The sequence below is a fragment of the Massilia sp. Mn16-1_5 genome, from assembly GCF_004798585.1.
GTDB lineage: Bacteria > Pseudomonadota > Gammaproteobacteria > Burkholderiales > Burkholderiaceae_D > Telluria.
Map to the genome: position 1 here is coordinate 1 of NZ_PPXQ01000009.1, position 21,653 is coordinate 21,653.

24 protein-coding genes are annotated in these 21,653 nt (G+C 65.2%); 5 read left to right on the forward strand and 19 right to left on the reverse strand.

Annotated features, from left to right (window positions below):
• A partial coding sequence (locus tag C2862_RS25505) for a hypothetical protein (protein WP_210735965.1) occupies positions 1-212 on the reverse strand: 212 nt, incomplete at its 3' end.
• A 50-nt stretch (positions 213-262) separates the two neighbouring features.
• On the opposite strand from C2862_RS25505, the gene C2862_RS11975 reads away from it, so the two are divergent.
• The 3 genes from C2862_RS11975 to lipA all read left to right on the forward strand — a co-directional run bounded on the left by C2862_RS11975 (position 263) and on the right by lipA (position 2,350).
• The gene (locus C2862_RS11975) at positions 263-553 is read left to right on the forward strand and encodes a DUF493 family protein (protein WP_267873529.1); all 291 of its coding nucleotides are present in this window, start codon (positions 263-265) and stop codon (positions 551-553) included.
• 93 nt (positions 554-646) lie between these two features.
• Positions 647-1,357 (forward strand): lipoyl(octanoyl) transferase LipB, encoded by a 711-nt coding sequence (lipB, locus tag C2862_RS11980; RefSeq protein ID WP_136220363.1) that lies wholly within the window; start codon positions 647-649, stop codon positions 1,355-1,357.
• A gap of 6 nt (positions 1,358-1,363) precedes the next feature.
• A complete protein-coding gene (lipA, locus tag C2862_RS11985; RefSeq protein WP_136220364.1) occupies positions 1,364-2,350 on the forward strand; it encodes a lipoyl synthase in 987 nt (328 codons plus the stop codon).
• 71 nt (positions 2,351-2,421) lie between these two features.
• On the opposite strand, the gene C2862_RS11990 is transcribed toward lipA, so the two are convergent.
• The 16 genes from C2862_RS11990 to C2862_RS12060 all read right to left on the reverse strand — a co-directional run bounded on the left by C2862_RS11990 (position 2,422) and on the right by C2862_RS12060 (position 17,534).
• Complete coding sequence (locus C2862_RS11990) at positions 2,422-3,771, reverse strand: type II secretion system protein GspD (protein ID WP_136220365.1); 1,350 nt, start codon at positions 3,769-3,771, stop codon at positions 2,422-2,424.
• Positions 3,768-4,085, reverse strand: a complete 318-nt coding sequence (locus C2862_RS11995; protein WP_136220366.1) for a hypothetical protein — start codon at positions 4,083-4,085, stop codon at positions 3,768-3,770. Before C2862_RS11995 ends, C2862_RS11990 begins: the two co-directional genes overlap by 4 nt.
• Positions 4,082-4,648: a hypothetical protein gene (locus C2862_RS12000; RefSeq protein WP_136220367.1), complete on the reverse strand. Its 567-nt coding sequence runs from the start codon at positions 4,646-4,648 to the stop codon at positions 4,082-4,084. Before C2862_RS12000 ends, C2862_RS11995 begins: the two co-directional genes overlap by 4 nt.
• Positions 4,645-5,292, reverse strand: a complete 648-nt coding sequence (locus C2862_RS12005; RefSeq protein ID WP_136220368.1) for a PilN domain-containing protein — start codon at positions 5,290-5,292, stop codon at positions 4,645-4,647. The genes C2862_RS12000 and C2862_RS12005 overlap by 4 nt, the downstream gene beginning before the upstream one ends.
• Complete coding sequence (gene pilM, locus C2862_RS12010) at positions 5,285-6,391, reverse strand: pilus assembly protein PilM (RefSeq protein WP_136220369.1); 1,107 nt, start codon at positions 6,389-6,391, stop codon at positions 5,285-5,287. Before pilM ends, C2862_RS12005 begins: the two co-directional genes overlap by 8 nt.
• Positions 6,388-7,542 carry a GGDEF domain-containing protein gene (locus tag C2862_RS12015; RefSeq protein WP_136220370.1) on the reverse strand — a complete coding sequence of 385 codons (1,155 nt, stop codon included), beginning with the start codon at positions 7,540-7,542 and terminating at the stop codon, positions 6,388-6,390. The genes pilM and C2862_RS12015 overlap by 4 nt, the downstream gene beginning before the upstream one ends.
• Before the next feature lie 14 nt (positions 7,543-7,556).
• Positions 7,557-8,462, reverse strand: coding sequence for a DNRLRE domain-containing protein (locus C2862_RS12020; RefSeq protein WP_136220371.1), 906 nt, complete (start codon positions 8,460-8,462; stop codon positions 7,557-7,559).
• A complete protein-coding gene (locus tag C2862_RS12025) occupies positions 8,459-8,920 on the reverse strand; it encodes a PilW family protein (RefSeq protein ID WP_168710049.1) in 462 nt (153 codons plus the stop codon). The genes C2862_RS12020 and C2862_RS12025 overlap by 4 nt, the downstream gene beginning before the upstream one ends.
• Positions 8,917-9,345 (reverse strand): prepilin-type N-terminal cleavage/methylation domain-containing protein, encoded by a 429-nt coding sequence (locus C2862_RS25245; protein WP_267873530.1) that lies wholly within the window; start codon positions 9,343-9,345, stop codon positions 8,917-8,919. The genes C2862_RS12025 and C2862_RS25245 overlap by 4 nt, the downstream gene beginning before the upstream one ends.
• On the reverse strand, positions 9,342-9,914 hold the full coding sequence (locus C2862_RS25250) for a prepilin-type N-terminal cleavage/methylation domain-containing protein (RefSeq protein ID WP_267873531.1): 573 nt from the start codon (positions 9,912-9,914) through the stop codon (positions 9,342-9,344). Before C2862_RS25250 ends, C2862_RS25245 begins: the two co-directional genes overlap by 4 nt.
• Before the next feature lie 9 nt (positions 9,915-9,923).
• Entirely contained in the window at positions 9,924-10,505 is a 582-nt protein-coding gene (locus C2862_RS25910) for a prepilin-type N-terminal cleavage/methylation domain-containing protein (RefSeq protein WP_210735968.1), read from the reverse strand.
• A 129-nt stretch (positions 10,506-10,634) separates the two neighbouring features.
• Positions 10,635-11,777, reverse strand: coding sequence for a type II secretion system F family protein (locus C2862_RS12040; RefSeq protein WP_136220374.1), 1,143 nt, complete (start codon positions 11,775-11,777; stop codon positions 10,635-10,637).
• Between the two features lie 9 nt (positions 11,778-11,786).
• Positions 11,787-13,811 (reverse strand): ATPase, T2SS/T4P/T4SS family, encoded by a 2,025-nt coding sequence (locus C2862_RS12045; RefSeq protein ID WP_136220375.1) that lies wholly within the window; start codon positions 13,809-13,811, stop codon positions 11,787-11,789.
• Positions 13,812-15,329, reverse strand: a complete 1,518-nt coding sequence (locus tag C2862_RS12050; protein WP_136220376.1) for an HD domain-containing phosphohydrolase — start codon at positions 15,327-15,329, stop codon at positions 13,812-13,814.
• The gene (locus tag C2862_RS12055) at positions 15,319-15,723 is read right to left on the reverse strand and encodes a response regulator (RefSeq protein ID WP_136220377.1); all 405 of its coding nucleotides are present in this window, start codon (positions 15,721-15,723) and stop codon (positions 15,319-15,321) included. The genes C2862_RS12050 and C2862_RS12055 overlap by 11 nt, the downstream gene beginning before the upstream one ends.
• Entirely contained in the window at positions 15,720-17,534 is a 1,815-nt protein-coding gene (locus C2862_RS12060; RefSeq protein WP_136220378.1) for a sensor histidine kinase, read from the reverse strand. The genes C2862_RS12055 and C2862_RS12060 overlap by 4 nt, the downstream gene beginning before the upstream one ends.
• 253 nt (positions 17,535-17,787) lie before the next feature.
• Here C2862_RS12060 and C2862_RS12065 point away from each other — a divergent pair, with 253 nt between their 5' ends.
• Positions 17,788-19,776, forward strand: coding sequence for a helicase-related protein (locus tag C2862_RS12065; RefSeq protein WP_136220379.1), 1,989 nt, complete (start codon positions 17,788-17,790; stop codon positions 19,774-19,776).
• An 86-nt stretch (positions 19,777-19,862) separates the two neighbouring features.
• Positions 19,863-20,282: a PaaI family thioesterase gene (locus tag C2862_RS12070; RefSeq protein ID WP_136220380.1), complete on the forward strand. Its 420-nt coding sequence runs from the start codon at positions 19,863-19,865 to the stop codon at positions 20,280-20,282.
• A 7-nt stretch (positions 20,283-20,289) separates the two neighbouring features.
• Here the strand turns inward: C2862_RS12070 and C2862_RS12075 are convergent, their stop codons facing one another.
• Positions 20,290-20,931: a hypothetical protein gene (locus C2862_RS12075; protein WP_136220381.1), complete on the reverse strand. Its 642-nt coding sequence runs from the start codon at positions 20,929-20,931 to the stop codon at positions 20,290-20,292.
• Between the two features lie 183 nt (positions 20,932-21,114).
• Positions 21,115-21,633: a peroxiredoxin gene (locus C2862_RS12080; protein WP_136220382.1), complete on the reverse strand. Its 519-nt coding sequence runs from the start codon at positions 21,631-21,633 to the stop codon at positions 21,115-21,117.
• Between the last annotated feature and the right edge of the window lie 20 nt (positions 21,634-21,653).

A 21,653-nucleotide genomic window follows, 5' to 3' on the forward strand; every position in this document is an offset into this window, starting at 1 on the left:
ACCGTGATCACCCTGGTCCTGCTCGGCAAATGGCTGGAGGCGCGCGCCAAGGGCCAGACCGTGGAAGCCATCCGCGCGCTCGAAGCGCTGCGCCCGGACGAGGCCATCGTGCGCAGGGACCGCGCCGCCGCGTCGTGCGGAGAACTGGCGCCAGCAGGAGCGCGGCGCGCGCCAGATGGAGCGCTGACCAGGAAAGGACCAGTGCGCAGCATCCCGCAGTGTCCTTTCAGCAATCGCACGCGCCCGGCGCGCATTGGCTACAATGTCGGTTTGCACAGGAGCCACCATGGACCCCAAAGAATCCCTCATCGAATACCCGAGCGACTTCCCGATCAAGGTGATGGGCCCCACGCATGACGCCTTCGCCAACACGATCGTCGAGGTGGTGACCGGCTTCGACCCGACCTTCCACCACGGCCGCATGGAAGTGCGTCCTTCCGGCAAGGGCAACTACACGGGACTGACCTGCATCGTGCGCGCGACCAGCCGCGAACAGCTGGACGACATCTACCGCACCCTGTCGTCCCACCCGATGGTCAAGATCGTTCTTTAAGCCTTATCAGGCAGGCAAGGCCTGCCGCAGCCGGGCAAGGCGGACGGCGCTGGCATATAATGTCGGGGCTGTCCACCTTCCCGACCGGATCCCATGCAACCCACCCGTCCCGCCAGCCCGCTGATTCGCGAGCTGGGCCGCGCCGACTACGAACCCGTGTTTGCTGCGATGCGCGCGTTTACCGATGCGCGCACGCCTGAAACGCCGGACGAGCTCTGGATCGTCGAGCATCCGCCCGTGTTCACCCTCGGCTTGGGAGCCGACCGCGCGCACCTGTTGCAGGGGGAAGGCGTGCCGGCGCGTGCCATTCCCGTGGTGCAAACCGACCGCGGCGGCGAAGTGACCTACCACGGTCCTGGCCAGGTCGTGATCTACCTGCTGATGGATCTGCGCCGCAACAAGCCTGGCGGCAAGTTGTACGCCCGGCAATTTGTGGAAAAAATCGAACAGGCGGTCATCGACGTGCTGGCGGCGTATAATCTCGGCGGTGAGCGCATTGCCGGGGCGCCCGGCATCTATATTGCCGAAGGACCGCGCCGCGGCGCCAAGATCGCCGCGCTCGGTTTAAAGGTGCGCGGCAACGGCTGCACCTACCACGGGGTCTCGCTGAACGTGGCGATGGATTTATCTCCGTTTTCCTGGATTAACCCCTGCGGCTATTCCGGCCTGTCCACCGTCGACATGCGCACCATGGGCGTCGAAGCGCCCCTGGCGGACGTGCAGCAGGCGCTGGCGCAAGCCTTGATCCGGCACCTGGCCGTGATCTCCGAACCGAACAAACCAACTGAAGCCCTCCCGGGCTAGAGCGATATGACTACCGACACCGATACCGGTCTGACTCCCGCCTACAACGCCACCGACAAGCAGAAGGGTGCGAATAAGACCTCGCGCATCCCGATCAAGATCGTGCCGATCGCCGATGCCGAGCGCCTCAAGAAGCCGGACTGGATCCGTGTGAAAGCGGCCACCGCCTCCTCGCGCTTCTACGAGATCAAGGACATCCTGCGCGCGAACAACCTGGTCACCGTGTGCGAAGAAGCGAGCTGCCCGAACATCGGCGAGTGCTTCGGCAAGGGCACCGCGACCTTCATGATCATGGGCGACAAGTGCACGCGCCGTTGCCCGTTCTGCGACGTCGGCCACGGCCGTCCGGACCCGCTCGACGTCAACGAGCCGGCCAACCTGGCGAAGACCATCGCCGACCTGCGCCTGTCCTACGTCGTGATCACCTCGGTCGACCGTGACGACCTGCGCGACGGCGGCGCCGGCCACTTCGTCGAGTGCATCCAGAAGACCCGCGCCCTGTCGCCGAACACCAAGATCGAAGTGCTGGTGCCGGACTTCCGCGGCCGCCTGGAAAAGGCCTTGAACATCTTCGCCGACGGCCTGCCGGACGTGATGAACCACAACCTGGAAACCGTGCCGCGCCTGTACAAGGAAGCGCGTCCGGGCGCCGATTATCAACACTCGCTGGTGCTGCTGCGCGATTTCAAGAAGATGTACCCGAACGCGGTAACCAAGTCCGGCATCATGGTGGGTCTCGGCGAAACGGATGAGGAGATCCTGCAGGTGATGCGCGACATGCGCGAACACGACATCGACATGCTCACCATCGGCCAGTACCTGGCGCCGTCGAACTCGCACCTGCCGGTGCGCCGCTACGTGCACCCGGACCAATTTAAAAAGTTCGAGGAAGCGGCCTACGAGATGGGCTTCGTGCACGCGGCCGTCGGCGCGATGGTGCGTTCCTCGTACCATGCGGACCAGCAGGCGCACAACGCCGGCGTGGCGGCGTAAGCTGTTACGCGCTACGCAAACAGGAACGGCCTCCGCGGAGGCCGTTTTTTATTGGCGGCTCTCGGCAGGCACTAGGGCAGGATCGCCGGTCCCTTGATCTGCTGCTGGATCTCTCCTGCCGCCTGCTGCACTTGCTCGACCACCTGCGCGTCAACGCCGACGGCGCGGGTCGGCACGATGCGCGGCGTGATCAGGACGATGGTCTCGGTCGAGCTGCCCGTCGTTTCGTCGTTCGAAAACAGTTTACCGAGACCCGGCACCTCGCCCAGGATCGGCACCCCGGTGCGGCGCAGGCCGGCGCTGGTCTTGATCAAGCCGCCGATCAGGATCGATTGCCCGTTTTCCGCCACCAGCTGGGTGTTCACCTCGGTCGTCTTCTTCGACGGGATCCCGCCCAGCAGCGAACCCGAGCTTACTTCCGGTCGCACGCGCAGGGCGATGCGCCCGTCCGTGTCGACCGAGGGCGTCACGCGCAGGATCACGCCCGTTTCCAGGAACTGGATCGATTCGCTGGTGACGTTGTTGATGGTGGTGGTCACGCGGTAGCCCAGCTTGTCGCCGATGTTCGTGCTCGCTTCCTGGTTTTCCAGCGTCAGCAGTTTCGGCGTGGCCAGCGTGCGCACCCGTCCCTTGTTGCTGAGGGCATTCAGGTAGAGGTCGACGTTCTTGTTCACGTAATTGAAGACCAGGCCCGCGCCATTCGCCGGCACCAGCGCGCTCGTGCCGATGCGGTTGACGCCGTTGGCGCTGAAGACCTTGTTCCACTCGATGCCGAAGTTCTCGTTCTCGTCGAGCGTGATCTCGAGGATCTTCGCTTCGATCATGATCTGTTGCGGCTGGGTGTCGATCTCGCGCAGCAGGGCCTCGATGCGCTTGAGGCCCTCGCGCGTGTCCTCGACCACCACCATGCGCCGCGACGGCAGTACGGTGACCTTGCCGCCGCGGCCCACGTGTTTGGTAAGGATGTCGGCCACCAGCTGCGGCTCCGAATACAGCACTTTTAAGGCCTTCACTTCCAGCTGGCCGATCGGGCCGACGCCGGCGTCGGCCGGCTGCGCCGGGTTGACGATCACATAGCCCTTGTCGCGCTCGATCACCTGGTAGCCGCCGGCTTCGGCGATCGCGTAGATCGCCTGGCGCGGCGTCATGTCGTACAGGCTGACGGCGACATTCCCGGTCACGCCTTTGCCCAGCATGATGTTGACGCGTTCGTGGCGCGAGATCATCTCGAACAGTTCGGCGATCGGGGTGTCGCGAAATACGAAGGAGGTGGGGGAACTGCTTGCCGGCGCGGTGGTGGACGATGCGGTCGACGACACCGCGGTCGGCGGCTGGACGCCGCTTTGCTTGGCGGCCCCGGCATCGAAGGCGGCAGCGAGGAGGGCGGCCAATACGATCGGTTTCAACAGGTTCTGCTTCATTTGCGGGATGCCTCGTCCAGTACCAGAACGCTTTTCACGCCACGTTTACTAAGCGTGACGCCGCGTTCTTCCACCTTGATCAGTTGATAGTCGCCGAACCACTCGCCGGTGGCGAGGATCTGGCCGTTGATGTTTGCCAGCGCACGTCCCGGCGCCACCATGATGGCGCGCAGGCGTGGTACGGCCTGCGGCATCTCGGGTTCGGCCGCCGCGCTCGGTGCCGGCGGGGCAGGGCGCGCGAACGGGTCGCGCAGGGGCTGGGCCTGGGCCGCGCCGGCGGCCAGCACCAGCAGGATGATGAAGCTCGGCTTCATGGCTTGCTCTCCTGCGGCCGGTAGGCCGCGATACGGATTTTCATGGCGACCTGCCCCGGCGTTTCGCCTGGCCGCATCTCGAAGCCGGCGACGGCCAGGTTCGGCTGCGCGCGCTCGATCGCGTTCATCCAGGCCAGCAGGCCGGCATAGCTGCCGCTCGCCTCGGCATCGAAGCCGGACTGGACGAACGCAAGGACCACTTCGTCGGGCGCCGGGGTGACGCCGTGCAGGGTCACGCCCTGGGCCTGGGCCAGCTTGCCCAGTTCGCCGACCAGGCGCACCAGCGCTTGCTCCGGCGCGGCCGCCGGGCCGGCCTGGAAGCGCTTCGACAGCGCCGCGCTGTCGCTTTCGAGTACGGCCAGCTGCGCGGACAGCTGCGCCGGGTCGCTGGCGACGAGCGCGAGCTGGGCCTGTTCGGCGCGCACCGCGCGCAGCGCCGCCAGCGGCGCGCGCAGGGCATAGAACCAGAGCGCGGCGGCCACGATCAGGAGCAGGCCGCCGCCCATCAGGTGCAGCTGGCGCGCCGGCAGTGCGGCGGCCTTGCGGATCAGGCTGGCGTTCATGGCGTCGCTCCCGTCTTGACCAGAGTGGCGGCGACCTTGAAGCTGACGGTACCGCCATCCTCGAGCGGCGCCGTGCTGCTGTTCAGGAAGCGTACGTCCGACAGCCGCCCGTCGGCCGCCAGCGCCGCCAGGAAGGCGCTCATCGCGCCGTTGTCGAGCGCCTGGCCGGCGATCTCGATCTGGCTGCCGAGACGCCAGGCTTGCAGCGCGCCCGTTTGCGGCGCGCGCGCCTGCACGGTCCCCGGCGGCAGCGGGGTCGGTGCCGCCTGCAGCTGTTCCTGGGTGCGCGCAAAGCGCAGCTGGTCGAACCAGACGCGCTCGTTCAGGGCGCCGTCCAGGCTGGCGGCCAGCGCCGTCACTTCGCCGCCGCCGCGCAGCGTCGCCAGCGCCGCCACGTTCTCGGCCAGCAGGTCCTTGCGCGCCTGCGCGCTCGCCAGCTGCGAGCGCATCGCCCCGAGCTGGATCGAGGTGGCGCGGCTTTGCTCCAGGCGCGGCGTTTCCAGCGCCAGACGCCAGCGCAGCAGGGCGCTGCTCGCGCCCCCTGCCACCAGCAGCAGCGCCAGGGCGGCGCCATAGACGGTCAAGCTGCGCCGTACGCGCAGCCCCTCGCGGTAGCTGCGCGGGATCAAGTCGATATCAGCCATGGGCTTCTCCCCGTAATGCCAGGCCCGCGGCCAGGGCGATGCCGTGCGTGTCGCTGCCGACCGGCGCCGACATCGGCGCGCCCTGGAAGGCCTTGAATGGGTCGAGCAGTTCGACCGGCAGCCGTACCAGCTCCTCGACCCGCTCCTGGATGTGGCGGTAGCGCGCCACGCTGCCGTTCAGGTACACGCGGCTGATCGCGCTGCCGCGCGTGCGCGAAGCCACATATACCTGGGTCCGTACCAGCTCCTCGGCCAGCGCCGCGAATTCCTGGTACAGGATCTCGCGCACCGTGCGGCCGATGTCGGGCGCCGCGCCGCTGCCTGCGCCATACTGTGCGCCGGCCGGCGTGCCGATGCCGTGCTCGCGCAGCAGCGCCAGCGCCACATCGAGGCTCAGCCCGAGCGCGCGCGACAGGCGGTCGACCAGCTGCATTTCTCCGAAGTCGATCTCGCGGTCGAGCATCAGGCGCCGGCCCCAGATCACGGTCAGATAGCTTTTGCTGGCGCCAAAATTGATCAACAGGACCGACTGCTCGAAGTCGTCCTGCATCGCCGCCAGCAGGCGCGCAATCGCCGCCGGGCCGATGTCGAGCGCCACCGGCTCCAGGCCGGCGCTGCGCAGCGTCTCCAGGTAGGCCAGCACCTTGTTCGATGCCGCCACCGCGGCCAACACCTGTTTTTCAGGTCCGGCGGCATCGACGCTGCGCACCTGGTAGTAGTCGACCACCGATTCCGTGGCCGCCGCGCCAAGCTGGTCGCGCACGGCTTTTGCCACCGCCTGCGGTTCGCTGTGGCCATCCGGCACGTGCACCGTCAGTGGCAGGATGCGCACTTCGCTCGGCGCCAGCACCGACACCACGCGCCGGCCGGCAAAGGGCGCCGCCGCCAGCGCTTCGCGCACAAAGGTTTTCAGGCGGCGCGGATCGGCCAGCAACTGCGCGCGCTCGAGCGGGTAAGGAAGAGAAACGGCCGCGCGCACCACCGGGCCAGCGGGGCCGGGCGCGCTTTGCAGCATGTTCAGGCGCTGGGCGGCGAAGTCGACGCCGATCGGTGCCGGCGCGGCGCCCTTGTTGAGCAAGGAGGTGAACCAGGACTTCATGCGGCGGCTTTCCCTTCGATGTTCGAACGGATCGTGTTGCCGCCCGTGTGCTTGGCTTCATACAGTAGTTCGTCGGCACGCTTGTAGGCGGCGTCGAAATCCAGGCTGTCGCCCGGCGCCAGGCGCACCAGGCCCAGGCTGACGGTCGGCGTGACGCCGCCCGGCAGGGGCACCGTCATCCTGCTCGAAATCGAGGCCAGCGCCGCCTCGACGCGCGCCGGCACATCATGCCCGCACATCAGCAGCGCGAACTCGTCGCCGCCCAGGCGCGCCAGGTATTCGACGTCGCCCGGCAAGTCGCTAAAGGCCGCACGCACCGCGCGCAGCACTTCGTCGCCGCTGCCGTGGCCGAAGGTGTCGTTGATCGATTTAAAACGGTCGATGTCGAACAGGCCGAACCAGCAGGCGCTGCCCTGGTCGTGGTGGTGCGCCACCACACGGTCGAAGTCGCGCTCGATATGTCTGCGGTTCCAGGCGCCGGTCAGGTGGTCGCGGTTGACCAGTTCGGTCAGCTCGCGTTGCGCCTGTTCGAGCTGGAAGCGCATCGCGAGGTCGTGCTTGCGCAGGCCGAGCGCGCGTGCGACAAGGGCCAGCGAGATCACGGCCGCCACCAGCATCAGGCACTGCAGCACCCACAGGTCGAGCGCCGCGAAGCGGAAGCGGCTCAGGTAAGTCGAGGCGGTGAACATCAGGTAGATGGCGCCGGTGGTGAGCGCCGCCTCGCGCAGTCCCCAGGGCACCACCGGCACCAGCATGATCAGGACCGCCACGGAGAGCAGCAGCATCGCATGCAGGTGGCCCGAGCGCTGCGCCAGCAGCACCAGCGAAGAGCCGCACACGACCAGCAGCAGCATCGCCAGCAGGTAGAGGGCGCGCAGCTGCTCGACCTTCGCGCTCGACAGGTAGATGTGCAGGGCCAGGGCGCTCAGCACGCCGTAGGTATAGGTGTACAGGGTGCCGAGCTCGAACACGGCCGAGATGACGGCCGCCAGGGCCAGGAACATCAGCGCGACAAGGCTGAGCAGGGCGACGCCTTTGCGGGTTTCGCGCGTGATCACGGGCGTGGCGTACTCGCGCAGTTCCGGCACGCCGAAGTCGAGGCAGGACCAGACGCCGGACAGATTGCTGAGGGTAGGGGCAGTTGTTTTCATGGCTGTAGGTTCAATCAGGAGCAGCGCTTGAAATAACGCACGGACAGTTCCGGCTTGCTGGAACCGTCGAAACTGTAGAAGGACACGTTCGATAAAGCGGTCGGCTTGAGCAGCACGCCGAAGTTTTGCGACGCATCGCTGGCCCAGGTCTGCACGACCGGATCGATGCGCCAGACATAGGCGCCGTTGAAGGCGCTGCTGCCCGGGTCGATCACGACGCTGGCTGCAGGCGTATCGACATAATCGCCGCCTTCGCGTGACCAGGGCGTGGTCCAGGTCACGCTTTTCGCCCAGTCGCGCGTGACGCGGTGGACCGCCAGCGTACGCCCCGGCTGGTTGGCATTGCCCGACTTCTTGGTGACCCGCAAATCGGCCTGGATGATCGATGCCTTGTCCAGGTCCGCCGGCAGCTTGAAGAGGATCAGGGGATGGGCTCCGTCCTCGGTCGCGGTCAGGGTGTCGGCATTGAACACGCTGGCGCCGCCGTCGCGCACGATCGTCGTGTCGGCGTCGCCCGGGCCGATGATGGTGGCTTGCCGGACTTCGTTGGCATCGACGATCAGTTCTTCGCGGCTCAGCACATTGACCGTGCCGCCGCCCTGGTTGCGGTTGCTGGTGGCGCTCACGCTGACCGTCATGAGCGGTTTCCTCCACACGGTCTTGGTGACGGTGACGGTCCCGTCGCGCAGGGTCAGGGTGCCGAAATTGGCGGCGTACTGGTCGCAGCCGCTCTTGGCGGTGCGCCATTTGGCATACTGGACGCCGCTGGACGCCAGGTAGCGCGCCACCTCGATATCGTACTGGGCATCGATATCGGCGACGCTCATGCCGGCTTCGCGGGTCACCGCATAAGCCAGCGTGCCGACGATGGCCAGCATCAGGGCCACGGGCAGCAGCAGGATGCCGCGCTGGGCCTTCACTGTGCGGTCCCCATGCGGACCGTTGCCATGGCGCTGGTGCTGCTGCCATTACGGGACATGCTCAGGCTCACCTTGATGAGCGGCTGGGTGCTGTCGTTCACGGGGATGCTGAGCTCGAAGGCCGTGACCGATTCGGCCAGCACATAGCTTTCCTTGCCCTGCTGCTCGATCAGTACCCCGTTGTTGACGCTGTAGACGGCCGGTTTTAGCCAGTCGCTGCTCGGTTTGCCGACCAGGGTGGTGGAAGGTGGCGTGGCGCGGATGCGCGCGGCGATGCGCTCGAGGGCGAAGTCGGCGTCGCGTTGCAGCGCGATCTGTTCCTGTCCGACGCTGGCGGCAGCCGAGGCGGTCTGCAGCATCGGCACCAGTGGGACCATGACGAGGGCGGTAATAGCCAGTCCGATCAGCAGTTCGACCAGGCTGAGGCCCTGTGCGCGGGCAGGCAGATGCGGGATCATCGCGCCACCAGGGTTGTGAACGAGTACCCTTTGTCCGAGGTGAGCGAGACCGACAGCATGGCCGATTCGAGCCGATCCTGGGCGGTGCTTGCGGCCAGCGGTACCGGGGCCGGCGCGCACTGCTCGCATAGCACGAGCGCGAGGCTGCGCACGACCCGCGCGCAGGCCGTGTCCTCGGGCAGCACATAGCTCGCGCCGCCGTCCTTGACGGCTGCGCTCCACAAGGTTTGGTAGGGCTCGGCGAGGATGGTTTCCATCGAATTCTTCATGCAGCGCAGCTCCTGCGCCTTGTCGACGGCGGCCGACGAGGCGGACAAGCCGTTGCGCACCGCTTCCGCCATCGGCACGACGCAGATGGCCAGCAGCAGTACGGCGACCATGACTTCAATGAAGGAAAAGCCATGCTGTCGAACGGCAGCCTTCACAGCGTCACCCGGCCCGTCACCGGTGCCACGCGTACCACGCGTTCGATGTTCCCGTAGCGGATCGTGACCAGGCCGTCTTCCTTCAGCGGATCGACGTCCTTGGTGCCGCTTAGCAGGCTCCACAACTGGCTCAGTTTGCTGGTGTCGACGTAGGAGGGCGCGCCATCCGGTCCGAAGGAGGCGAAATTGGTCGTGGGTCCGCCCTCGTACTTGAAAACGGCGCTGACAATGGTGGCGCGCGGCATGGCGTTTGCTGCGAAGCTGATCTGGTAATCGCGTTTGTCGAGGGGATGTGTGGTGGTAATGCTTCCAGATGTGGTGGGCTGGTAAACCCGCAGCATCTGGGTAGCGGGGTCCACGCTGACCTGCTGGTAGGTGTTGGTCCGGATCGCTTCGCGCTGGGCGAAGCGCAGGGCTCGGACCACTTCGTTTGCCATGGCATCGGCCGCGAAGGAGCTGACCGGGTCCGCTTTTGGAACCGCAATCGATGCTGCGATCGCAACGACTGCGATAACGATGACCATTTCGGCAAGGGTTACGCCCGTTTGCCGTAGCGTAGGACGAACCACTGCCAGTGTTTAGTAGGTCGAGTATGCTGCGCCGCGACGGCCGACGGCGTTGCTGTTCATGACGATACGGCCCGAGCGGTTGTCGAACTGGTAGCCACCCGTCGCCGCAGCAGGTGCCTGATTTTGCGCGCCAGTCGAGATGATGGCAACGGCACGGCTCGGCGGGTTCGTGATCTGTTCAGCTGGAATGGCAGCCAGATACGGTCCCAGGGACAGGCCGCTTGCTTGGACACGCACCGTGCAGGTTTCGCCGGCGGCGTTCGAGAAGCCGGTGAGCTGTTCCGTAAATGCAGCTTCGGTATTCACCGCACCGGCACCCGGAGTACCGCCGGCGGCCGTGCATGCCGCCGCTGTCGTACCGGCAGCGGTATTGGCCGAAGGGTAAGTGTTACGGTGTTGGACACGATAGAGCTCGATCGCCGAGCGCATGGTGTTCAGGTTGGCATCAAGCGCCGCTTCCTGCGCGTCACCAGAGGTGTTCGCAAACTGCGGAATCGCAATCGCCGCCAGGATCGCAATGATGATCACGACGATCAGGAGCTCGATGAGCGTGAAGCCTTTGGCGGCATGGCGGCGGAAAGTGGAGGTCATCATCATTTTAGAATAAGGTTAAGTGAAGTTTGCTGAGAGGCAAATTCTTAACGGATAGCAACGAAGAGTAGCATGAACAAACGGTTCTTTTGTTGCTACGGCGCATTTACTTTTTCAAATTGTCGTTTTTTAATGCACAGCTCGTGACATTTTGAAAATAGGCAGGATGATCGAGGTGACGATCGTCCCGACCAGGATGCCCATCACCAGCAGCATCACCGGTTCGGCCATCTTCGCCAGCGCGTTCAGCTGGCGCGTCAGGTCGCGCTCGTAAAAGTCGGCGACGCGGCCCATCACGCGGCCCAGCGTGCCGGTCTGCTCGCCGGTATCGATCATCTGCTTGACGCTGACCGGGATCAGCGGGCTGTCGCGAAAACCGGCGGCGATGCCCCGTCCTTCGGTCACCTGCACTTCGAGTTCGCCAATAAAACGCTGGAATTCCGCGTTCGGGATCACGTTGCGGCAGGCGCCCAGCGTGGCGAGGATGGTCACGCCGCGCTCGAGCGAAATGCCCATCACGCGCAGCAGGCGCGTCAGATAGATCTTGATGAAGATGTCTTTGACGTAGGGCAGGCGCAATTTGAGGCGGTCGAGCTTTTCGCGCACGTCGGGACGGCGCAGCGCAAGCAGGGCGCCGGCCAGCAGCGCCAGCGTGCCGATGCCGAACAGCGCGCCATGGCGGGTCAGCGCCTCGCTGGCGAAGATGAAAATCTTGGTCGTCACCGGCAGTTCGTCGTAGATCGAGGTGAACATCACCGAGAACTTCGGGAACACGGCGACCAGGATGAAGATCACCACCAGGATCGAGAACACGATCAGGAAGCCGGGATAGGACAGGGCCGAGACGATCGTGCTGCGCAGCCGTTCCTGCTTTTCGTCCATGTCGACCAGTTGCTCGAGCACTTCCGGCAGGAAGCCGCCTTCCTCGCTGGCGCCGACCAGGTTGATGTAGGTCGGCGGGAACAGGTCGGGGTGCTTGTGCAGGGCTTCGGAAAAACGCTGGCCGCCGACGATGTCATCCGCGACCTCGCCGATGATCGCCTTCAAACGCGGCTTGCCGGCCTGCTCGTGCAGGGCGCGCAGCGCGTCGTGCAGCGGCACGCCCGTCTCCAGCAGCAGGGCCAGGCGTTCGGTGAACAGCATGCGGTCGGCGCTGCCGATGCGCGCGTCCTTCGTCAGGTGCCAGGCCGGCTTGCGTGCGGCCGCCTTGGCCGGTCCGGCCAGCTCGGTCGCGGTCGGGGTCAGCGGGTGGTCATTCCATTCGATAGCCATGGCGCTCCCTTACAAGGAATGGACGACGCGCGCGATTTCCTCAGGCGTGGTGTCGCCGCCAAAGGCGCGTTCCATGCCGTCCGCGTACAGGTCGCGGTGGCCGCTGGCGCCTACGTGCTGCGCCATCGCATCCTTGCTGGCGTTCGCCACGATCATGCGCTGCAGTTCCGGCCCGACTTCGAGCAGCTCGTAGATGCCCAGGCGGCCCTTGTAGCCGGAGTCGTAGCAGGACGGGCAGCCGCGGCCCTTTTGCAGTTTCAGGTTGCCTTCGCCCTTCCAGCCATACGCCAGCGCGGCGCCGGGCGGTACCAGGTAGCCGGTCTTGCAGGCCGGGCAGATGCGGCGCACCAGGCGCTGCGCCATCACGCCGATCAGGGCCGACGACAGCAAATACGGCTCGACCCCCATCTCGACCAGGCGCGCCACCGCGCCCAGCGTGTCGTTGGTGTGCAGGGTGGTCAGCACCAGGTGTCCGGTCAGCGCCGCCTGCACCGCGATCTCCGCGGTCTGGCGGTCGCGGATCTCGCCGACCATGATGATGTCCGGATCCTGGCGCAGCACGTGCTTCAGGATCTTCGGGAAGGTCAGCCCGATCGCATCATTGACCTGGTTCTGGTTGATGATGTCCAGCTGGTACTCGACCGGGTCCTCGATCGTGACGATGTTCTTCTCGATACTTTTGAGGTAGTTGATCGCCGCGTACAGGCTGGTGGTCTTGCCGCTGCCGGTCGGCCCCGTGACAAGAATCAGGCCGTGGCTGCGCCCGAGCAGGCGTTTGAAGGTGTCCACCGCGCCGCCGTTCATGCCCAGCTTGTCGACATCCAGAATCGACTGGTTTTTATCCAGCACGCGCAGCACCACCTTCTCGCCATAGATGCCGGGGAGGGATGAAAAACGCAGGTCGACCGTGCGGCCTTGCGTCATGACCTGGATGCGGCCGTCCTGCGGTAATCTCCGTTCCGCGATGTCGAGATGCGCCATCACCTTTAAACGCGAGACGATCGCCGGATGCAGCTCGATCCGGGGCGACATGACTTCATAGAGAATGCCGTCGATGCGCAGGCGGATACGCGATTTATTCCGCGAGATCTCGATGTGGATATCGCTGGCGTTGTCGTGGATCGCGCGCTGGATCACGGCATTGACCATGTTGATCACCGGGCTGGCGCCGGCCATCTGGTCGATCTGCGTGTAGTCGTCCGGGATCTGGTTTTCCACCAGCTCGAGGTCGTCCGCCTCGCTGTGGATAAAATCCGGCATAGTGCCGCCGTAGGCGTCGTCGCGCACGCGGTTGATGTCGGCCGGCGGCGCCATCGCGACGCGGATACGGCAGCCGGTGCGGGCGCGGATCTCGTCGATGCTGTGCACGGCCTGCGGCTCGCCGGTGGCGATCGTCAGCGTGTTCTCGACCACGAACAGCGGAATCACGTTCAGGCGTTTCGCCACGTCGCGTTCCAGCAGCGAGACGGCGGTCGGGTCGTACAGGCCGGCGCGCAGGCTGACGAAAGGGAGATCGAGCTGCTCGGCCAGGGCCTGGAAGAGGGCGGCTTCGGACAGCCACTTCTTTTCGACCATGATGAAACCCATGCGCTTGCCGGTCTGCTCCTGCAGGCGCGCCGCTTCCGCCACCTGGCTTGCAGTCACGATGCCGCGTTCGACCAGGATGTCGCCCAGCTTTAATTGGCCGGGCGGGCGCGCGGGCTTGGCCGGCGCCTGGGGCGCGTCATACAGGGCCACTTGGTCGGCGACGCCGGTAATCGTCAGGATGTCGAGCAGCAGCGGGCTCGGGTAGGCCAGTTTCAGCCAGCCGCCCAGGGCGCCCAGGCGGCTGGCCGCGCGCGTCATCAGTTCCAGCGCCCGGCCCGACAGCAGCGGCACCTTGCCCAGGTCGAGCACGATGCTGACCTGGTGCTGGGCGATGCATTCGGCGATCGCGCTTTCCACCGCATCGATGGCGTCAACGGCCACCAGCGCCATCGACGGCGCCAGGTAGGTCATCGAGCCGATGCGGCTGCGGGTCACGGCATCGTTCATTTACGCGGCAACTCCCACTGCTTCGCGTGCAATGTTGAAACGGGCGATCCACTCCGGCTCGGCAGCGCAGACTTCCTCGAACACCTTGATGATGCTCGGGTCGAGCTGGCTGCCGGCCACGCGCTTGATCTCCGCCATCGCCACTTCGTGGCTGCGTCCGGCGCGGTAGGCACGCGAGCTGGTGATCGAATCGTAGGTGTCGGCCACCGCGATGATGCGCGCGTTGAGCGGAATGTCGTTACCCTTCAGGCCATGCGGATAGCCGGTGCCGTCGTATTTTTCCTGATGGTGGCGCGCGCCCGGCACCGCACCCTTTAAACGGTCGATGTGGCGCAGGATTTCGTAGCTGCGCTCCGGGTGCACCATGATGAAGGTGAACTCGTCGCGCGTCAGGCGGCCCGGTTTGCACAGCACCGCATCCGGGATGCCGATCTTGCCGACATCGTGCAGCAGCGAACCCCAGAACAGGTCGTCGGTGTCGCGCGTGGAGAGCTGCATGGCTTCGCCGATCTGCATTGCGATGTAGTGCACGCGCTCGGAGTGGCCGCGCGTGTACGGGTCCTTGGCTTCGACCGCCTCGATCAGGGCGTTCGCCATCTGCTCGTTGAATTTCTGCGTTTCCGCCAGCGCGCCGTACATCTTCGACAGGCCGGACAGTTGGTTCGCCAGCAGCTCTCCGAGTTTACGGTCGCTGTTCGAGAAATCGGGTTTCGTCAGGTGGTTCGCCAGCACCAGGATCGCCACCACGCTGCGGTCGTGGATCACTGGGCAGCACAGCAGTTTATAAGGCAGGTCCGTGAAGATGTAGGCGCGGCGCGGGTCGTTGACGTCGTTGATGACGATCGGGGCGCGCGCCGAATGCGTGAAGCGATACAAATCTCCGCGCATCTCGACCAGCACCAGGTCCAGGTTGTGGATCGGCGCCGACAGGTTGGTCGCGTGCACGCACAGGTTCTCGCCCGGCTTGACGAAGGCGGCAACGTCGGCGTCCATGTGCTCGGCCCAGCTTTGCAGCAGCTTCTGGAACAGGTCGGCGCCCGGTTCGAGCTGCTGGACCTGCTTGTCTATCGCATACACCAGGTGCAGTTCCTCGTAGCGCTCGGACAGTTCCAGCGCCATGCTGTCGAGTTCGCGCTTGGCGGCCACGTCGTCGGCGATGCCGGCGGCGATGTCCTCGAAGGTCTCGGCCAGCAGGTCCCAGGCGGTCGGGGCCTCGGCCAGGCGGGCGACACGCGCCGCCAGGTAGCCGAGCAGGCCGCTCTTGCCGTGAATGGCCATGTACAGCAGCGTGGCAGTGTCCGCATCATGGCGCTGCATGCCGTCGCCGACACAGGCCCACGCAAAACCGGCCGCGCAGCGTTCGCCGATCCAGCGACCGATGTCGCTGTCGCCGCGGGCGGTCCAGGCGAGGGCGCCGGAGGCGTCGCAGACGGCGAAATCGTGTTCGACGCCGGTGACGCGGCGCAGCCAGCGCGCGTAGCGGGTGTAATCGAGCTCGTTCAGGGCGTCAGGCTGCATGGGTGTTCTCCTGCTGGGTGGCGGCGCCGGCGAAGTGCGTGGCGAGGCGCGCGATCAGTTGGCGTGGGCTGAGGGGTTTTTCGAGAAAATCGACATCAAGCAGATCGCGCACCCATTCGCGCTCGCTGGAGGCCGTCATCGAGGTCATCACGAAGATGGGGAAGCATTCGTCCGGATAGCGTGCGCGCGCGGTGCGGCACAACTCCCGTCCGTCCATGCCGGCCATCTGGATGTCGCTGACCATCACGTCGGGACGGCGCGCGGCCATCTTTTCCAGCGCTTCGGCGCCGTCGTTGGCGCTGGCGACCTCATAGCCCTCGCGCTCGAGCATCAGGCGCAGCACGCGGATCACGTGCGGTTCGTCGTCGACCAGCAGGATCGTGCGTTTGTTCATAACACTTGGCCTCCTTCGGCCAGGGCTGGCATTTTTTTCAGGTGGATCGAGAACACGCTGCCGTGTCCGAGCTCGCTGTCGATCGTCAGGCGGCCGTGGTGCAGCTCGACGATCTGGTTGGTCAGATACAGGCCGAGGCCGTGGCCGCCGCGCTGTTCGGGCCCGGTCTCGCGCACGCGGAAGAATTTCTCGGTCACGTGTTCGCGGTCTTCCGGGGTCATGCCGATGCCGCTGTCGCGCACCGCGATGACGACATCGGCGTCGCCTTCCTCGGCGGCCAGCACCACGCTGCCGCCGGCCTGGTTGTACTTGATCGCGTTGTTCAGGAGGTTGTTCAGGGCGATGCGCAGCAGGTCCTTGTCGACCGAGACGGCGGCCAGGTCGCGCGCCACCTGCAGATCGAGGCGGATGCCGCGGCTTTCGGCGCGCGCACGGGCCTGCTGCCAGGCGTCGCGCAATAAATCGTCGAGCTTTACGCGGTGGCGTTCGGGCCGCATGCTGCCCATTTCCAGCTTGCTGACGTTCAGCAGGTTGTTGACGAGCGAAGTCATGCGCTCGACTTCGTCCTGGATCACGTTGATCGCTTCCACCCGCACCGCCGCGTCGACGCCGTCGTCGGCCAGCATCTCGCCGTACATGCCGATCACGTTCAGCGGCGATTTGAGTTCGTGCGCCACGTGGGCAACGAAGTCATTGCCGGCCTGGCGCGCCAGGTGTTCGCGGGTGGCGTCGCGCAGCACGACCAGGGTGCCGTAGGCCATCGAGTGCCCCAGCAGCGCCTGGGCCGTGGCCCACAGCCGTTTATCGGGCACGCGCGCAGGATTGAATTCGATCGTCATCTGGCTGCGCGTATCGAGTCCGGCGCTGCGGAAACGCGCCAGCATCGCGCGCAGTTCGGGATCGCGGCACCAGGCTTCCACCGGTTGCGACAGCACCTCGGCCACCGGCACGCCCAGCAGCGGCTCGATCTTGCCGGTCGCGAAAGTCACTTCGCCGGCCGGATCCAGCACCAGCAGACCGTCCGGGAGGCATTGCAGCACCGCCTGCATTTTGTTGCTGCCGTATTCGAGCAGGCGGCCGCTGGCCATGCTGGCCACGCTTTCCTGTTCCAGCTCGCGGATGCGCGCGCTGGCCTGGTCGAGGTAGCGGTTCAGCTTATTCGCCAGGCCGCGCACGTCGGCATCGGCATCGGCAACGACCGCGGGCATGGTCTGCCCGGCGCCCACCGTACGCAGCTGCTCGCCGAGTGCGGCCAGCGGTGCCATCTCGCGTTTGATCACCAGGTAAATGAGCGGCACCAGCAGGAACATGGCCAGCGCGATCAGCGCATAGAAGGGCAGGTCCTTCATGTCGAAAGGCGTGCGCGGCTCGAAGTAGCCGATGCGCACCTGCATTTTCTCTTCGGCGCTGGCCAGGGGACCGTGGAATTCGCGGATCGCGCGTCCGTTCTGGCCCGGCGGAATCGCGCGTTCGGCGAAACCGGTCAGCGCCAGCGGCGCGCTTGGGGGCACGATGGCGCCGGCGCTGGCCACTTCAACCAGGTTGCGGCCGTTGTCGAGGCTGACGGCGGCATACGCGAAATCGGGATTGTCGCGGTAGGCCAGGATCGAATCGAGCACGCCGGGCGCGCCCTTGGCGGGCACCAGCACCGGTACCGGCAGTGCCGCCAGCGAGCGCACCATGCCCAGGCCCTGGGCCCGTACCTGCTCGGCGTGTTCCGTTTGCTGGCGCTGCAGCAGCAGCGTCACGACCAGTGCGATCACTGCCAGCATGGAGCCAACGAGAATCAGGCCGATCCGGTTATTTTTCATATGGGCGGTCCTTCCGGGCGAGTGGGCAGGTCGGCAAAAAGTAGTGGGGGAAGCGTCAGACTATAGTTGAAAATTTCTTCAAGGAAAATAACATTCTGCTTAGATCGCCTGTCCGGTCAAGTTTTTGTCGATACCAGTACACACTTCCGGACAAAATGCGAAGTTTCAGCGCGGCATGCCGGCGCACTGTGGAACAGGGCCGCCAGGCCATCCGCGCTATAGTGATAACAAGCAGACATCATCCTTCAGAGACATGAGCAATTCACGCTACGACACCCTTGATAACGACACCGGCGACGAGGACGCCTTCCTCGAACGCGAACTCGGCCTGGCCGAGCGCGGCATCGAACTGGTCAAAATGGAAGGGCGGGTCTTCCTGCGCTTTGCCGGCGAAGTGAAATACGAGGGTTTGCGGGTGTCCTACGCGCTGGTGCCGGCGCGCGGCGTGCTGGCCAAGCCGAGTAAATGGCGCAAGATGGATCTCGTCGCGCGGCGCGAACTGATCGAGGAACGCACCTCCGACAAGGCCATCGCCGAACTGCAGCTCGATGCCGAGGAGTTCGTGCGCGACATCGCCGAACAGGCCGACGACGCCGGTTTCGATCCGCGCGCTTTTCTGGGCGTGCTGGATGAACTGGAAACCTCGGAGCCGGCCGAATACGTGTTCGAACGCATCCGCCAGCGCCTCGAGCACGCCATCGAGCGCGAGCAGGAGGAGCGCCACGCCGCCCGCACCAAGGAAAGCATCAATCTCGCTGAATACCCGGAATCCTTCGAGGTTGCCAGCCGCATGCAGCGTAAATTCATCGCCCTGCTGGGACCGACGAATTCCGGTAAAACCCACCGCGCGATGGAAGCGCTGGCGAAGGCGGCCAGCGGCGCTTATCTCGCTCCCTTGCGCCTGCTGGCGCTGGAAAACTACGAACGCCTGCAAGCGGCCCGCCCGCACGGCGAAGCTTTAAAAGTGAGCTTGATCACGGGCGAGGAGCGGCGCGTGGTCGAGGGCAGCACCCACGTGGCCAGCACGGTCGAGATGCTGGACAGTAAAACGCCGATTGAAGTGGCCGTGATCGACGAAATCCAGATGCTGGCCGACCGCGACCGCGGCGCCGCCTGGACCGCCGCCGTTTGCGGCGCGCCGGCCTCCACTGTCTACCTGGTCGGCGCCCCGGAAGCGCGCCGTGCGATCGAGGCGCTGGCCGAACGGCTGGAAGTGCCACTCGAGGTGCATGTGCTGAAACGCATGGCGCCGCTGGCGATGGAACCGTCGCCGGTCCGTAAACTGTCGAACTTGCGCCGCGGCGACGCCGTGATCGCCTTCTCTCGGCGCGAGGTGCTGATGTGGCGCGACATGATCACCGAGAAGGGCTTGTCGGTCGCCACCGTCTACGGCAACCTGTCTCCGGAAGTGCGCCGTGCCCAGGCCGAGCGTTTTAGAGAGGGGCAGGCCGACATCGTGGTCGGTACCGACGCCCTGGCCATGGGGCTGAATATGCCGATCGCGCGCATCGTGATGACGACGGCGGTGAAATACAACGGCTATGAAGAGGAAGAGATCTCGGCGGCGCTGGCCAAGCAGATCGCCGGCCGCGCCGGACGCTACGGCGTGCACGAAGAGGGTTTTGTCGCCGGCTACGACGACGACACCCACGAGGTGATGCGGGCGCTGATGAAGGAAAAGATCCCGCCGGTGCCGGCCAGCGGTTTCGCCGTCGCCCCCTCGCTCGAACAGTTACACAGGATCTCCTCGGTGACGGGTGAAACCTCATTGGTAAAGCTGCTGCGCCGGTTTGTGCACAACATCGACGTGCCGGACGGTTTTTTCTATCCGCGCATTACGGAAGACCAGAACGAACGCGCCGAATGGCTCGACACCCTCGACCTGACGGTGGCCGAAAAATTCATGCTGTCGCTGGTGCCGATCTCGAGCCGGGTGCCGATGCTGCAAAGCGCCTGGGAACACTGGGCGCTCTCTCTGGCGAAGAAAAAGGTGTCCAAGTTGACGCCGCATCCGGAAGGCCTGTTCTGGAAGAACCTGCAGGAAGTCGAGGACACCTGCCGCATGTATTCGGCCTATGCCTGGCTCGGCTACCGCGCGCCGGACTATTTCCCGAGCATCGAGGAAGCCCAGCAACTGGCGCGCGAGGCCTCCGAGCGGGTGGATGCGCTCTTACAGCAGCAGAACGCGGCCACGCGTAAGCGCCATGCGGGGAATGCGCACAAGCAGAAGCGGCGCGCATAATGGAACGGTGCAGACGCTGGCCGCCTTCCGGCAGCCCGCGCCTGCCCGGTGTAGGATGTCGGATTCGCCACTCCGGATAAACCAACATGAGCACTGCACCTACCCTGGAAGCTTTTAATCAGCGCGGCGTCGGCACCTTGCCCGGCTACCTCGGCATCGAGATCCTCGAGGTCGGTCACCAGACCCTGACCGCCCAGCTGCCGATCAAGCCGCACCACCTGGCGCCGAACGGCTACCTGCACGCCGGCAGCGTGGTAACGCTGGCCGATACGGCCGCCGGCTATGCCTGCATCGCCAGCCTGCCCGAAGGCGCCCAGAGTTTTACGACGATCGAATTGAAGTCGAACCATTTCAGCACCGCGCGCGAGGGCACGATCGTCGCCGTGGCCAGCCTGGTGCATGGCGGACGCACGACCCAGGTGTGGGACGTGAAGGTGACGGACAAGAGCAATGGCAAGACGATTGCCCTGTTCCGCTGCACCCAGATGATTCTTTATCCTAAATAAGCCAGATTCAAGGCGAGGGCGGCACGCAGGCTGCGGCAACACCTGCCGCGGTGCCCCCCACTGCATGCAGGTCGGACGGCGGCTTGCCGTTGCCGACCAGGATGGCCGGCTGGCCTTTATAGGTGAGCGTCAATTCCTCACCGGCGTAGTTGGCGAGCGCCTTCGGCACGAAGATGGCGAAGCGGTAGTTCAGGTCGGGATAAAAGCCGCTATGAAACACCTGCTCGGGCGGCCCTTCCTGAATTTCGGCGGCGACCGCGTCGAGGATGGGCATGGTGTCGCCCGTATTGTTCAGGTCCAGCTGGCCCTGGTAACGCAGCGAATAGGGCGGCAGGCCGCCGTATTCTTTCCCCTCGTGGCGTACGCGAAAGCCGTTGACGCTGTAGTGAAAACCGCGCTGCGCATGCTCGTTGACGTCGACATTGCACAGCACGAAGATGGCCCAGAAGCCCTGGGAATCGACCGGGGACAGGTAGCCGACGCGGTACAGCGCGGCCGACAGCGGGATTGGATTGGTGAAGCGGATTTCGTGGGCATTCGCGACATGCTGGTAATGCAGCACAGCGACCGCCTTCGGCTTTGGACCGGCGCAGGCGGCCAGCGCGAGCAGCGCCGCTGACGTTCCTATCCTGCGTAAACAGTGTCCCATCGCATCTCCTTTGCGCATGGCCGCCTGCGCCTGCGAATGCATCAAGCTTGGCCTCTTGCGGCACCGTCGGCTTGAGCTAAGTCAGGCGTGCTGTGGCGTGTTTGCCATCGATGCTGCCATGCATATAACTCAGTGTAATGACAGAAGCGCATCGCGGCAAGGCGAGCACGGCCAGGGAAAGCCTCAGCCGGCTGCCGTCAGCGCCTTTTGCAGGAGAGCATGCACCTCCTTGAAATCGGGCTCGCCGACATAGCGCTTGAGGATGCTGCCATCCTTGCCGATCACGAAGGTGGTGGGAGTCAGGGTGACGTCGCCGAAGGATTTGGCGATATTTCCGCCCGCATCGAGGGCGACGGTGAAGGGGAGCTTTCTCGTCTCGGTGAAATTCAGGACGTAGTTCGGCGGATCGTACTGCATGGCGATCGCCACGAATTCCAGTCCTTGCCCCTTGAACTTGTTGTAGGTGTCGACCATGGCCGGCATCTCTTTGACGCAAGTGACGCAGGAGGTCGCCCAGAAATTGACCATCACGACCTTGCCGCGCAGGTCGGCGGTGCTGATCTTGTCGCCGGCGATGCTGATGAAGGTCACCTGGGGCGCCTGTTCGGCCTTGCCGAAGGTAGCATAGCCGACGCCCGCCAGCGCCAGCACAAGGGCGCCGATGGCGGCAGGTTTGATCCAGGAAGATAGTCTGGCAGTCATGGCGCTAGCGATAAAAAAAG

Excerpts from the sequence above, each read along its gene's own strand:
- C2862_RS11975 (WP_267873529.1), top strand. The coding sequence starts at position 263 with ATGTCGGTTTGCACAGGAGCCACCATGGACCCCAAAGAATCCCTCATC.
- lipB (WP_136220363.1), top strand. The coding sequence starts at position 647 with ATGCAACCCACCCGTCCCGCCAGCCCGCTGATTCGCGAGCTGGGCCGC.
- lipA (WP_136220364.1), top strand. The coding sequence starts at position 1,364 with ATGACTACCGACACCGATACCGGTCTGACTCCCGCCTACAACGCCACC.
- C2862_RS11990 (WP_136220365.1), bottom strand. The coding sequence starts at position 3,771 with ATGAAGCAGAACCTGTTGAAACCGATCGTATTGGCCGCCCTCCTCGCT.
- C2862_RS11995 (WP_136220366.1), bottom strand. The coding sequence starts at position 4,085 with ATGAAGCCGAGCTTCATCATCCTGCTGGTGCTGGCCGCCGGCGCGGCC.
- C2862_RS12000 (WP_136220367.1), bottom strand. The coding sequence starts at position 4,648 with ATGAACGCCAGCCTGATCCGCAAGGCCGCCGCACTGCCGGCGCGCCAG.
- C2862_RS12005 (WP_136220368.1), bottom strand. The coding sequence starts at position 5,292 with ATGGCTGATATCGACTTGATCCCGCGCAGCTACCGCGAGGGGCTGCGC.
- pilM (WP_136220369.1), bottom strand. The coding sequence starts at position 6,391 with ATGAAGTCCTGGTTCACCTCCTTGCTCAACAAGGGCGCCGCGCCGGCA.
- C2862_RS12015 (WP_136220370.1), bottom strand. The coding sequence starts at position 7,542 with ATGAAAACAACTGCCCCTACCCTCAGCAATCTGTCCGGCGTCTGGTCC.
- C2862_RS12025 (WP_168710049.1), bottom strand. The coding sequence starts at position 8,920 with ATGATCCCGCATCTGCCTGCCCGCGCACAGGGCCTCAGCCTGGTCGAA.
- C2862_RS25910 (WP_210735968.1), bottom strand. The coding sequence starts at position 10,505 with ATGACCTCCACTTTCCGCCGCCATGCCGCCAAAGGCTTCACGCTCATC.
- C2862_RS12040 (WP_136220374.1), bottom strand. The coding sequence starts at position 11,777 with ATGGCTATCGAATGGAATGACCACCCGCTGACCCCGACCGCGACCGAG.
- C2862_RS12045 (WP_136220375.1), bottom strand. The coding sequence starts at position 13,811 with ATGAACGATGCCGTGACCCGCAGCCGCATCGGCTCGATGACCTACCTG.
- C2862_RS12050 (WP_136220376.1), bottom strand. The coding sequence starts at position 15,329 with ATGCAGCCTGACGCCCTGAACGAGCTCGATTACACCCGCTACGCGCGC.
- C2862_RS12055 (WP_136220377.1), bottom strand. The coding sequence starts at position 15,723 with ATGAACAAACGCACGATCCTGCTGGTCGACGACGAACCGCACGTGATC.
- C2862_RS12060 (WP_136220378.1), bottom strand. The coding sequence starts at position 17,534 with ATGAAAAATAACCGGATCGGCCTGATTCTCGTTGGCTCCATGCTGGCA.
- C2862_RS12065 (WP_136220379.1), top strand. The coding sequence starts at position 17,788 with ATGAGCAATTCACGCTACGACACCCTTGATAACGACACCGGCGACGAG.
- C2862_RS12070 (WP_136220380.1), top strand. The coding sequence starts at position 19,863 with ATGAGCACTGCACCTACCCTGGAAGCTTTTAATCAGCGCGGCGTCGGC.
- C2862_RS12075 (WP_136220381.1), bottom strand. The coding sequence starts at position 20,931 with ATGGGACACTGTTTACGCAGGATAGGAACGTCAGCGGCGCTGCTCGCG.
- C2862_RS12080 (WP_136220382.1), bottom strand. The coding sequence starts at position 21,633 with ATGACTGCCAGACTATCTTCCTGGATCAAACCTGCCGCCATCGGCGCC.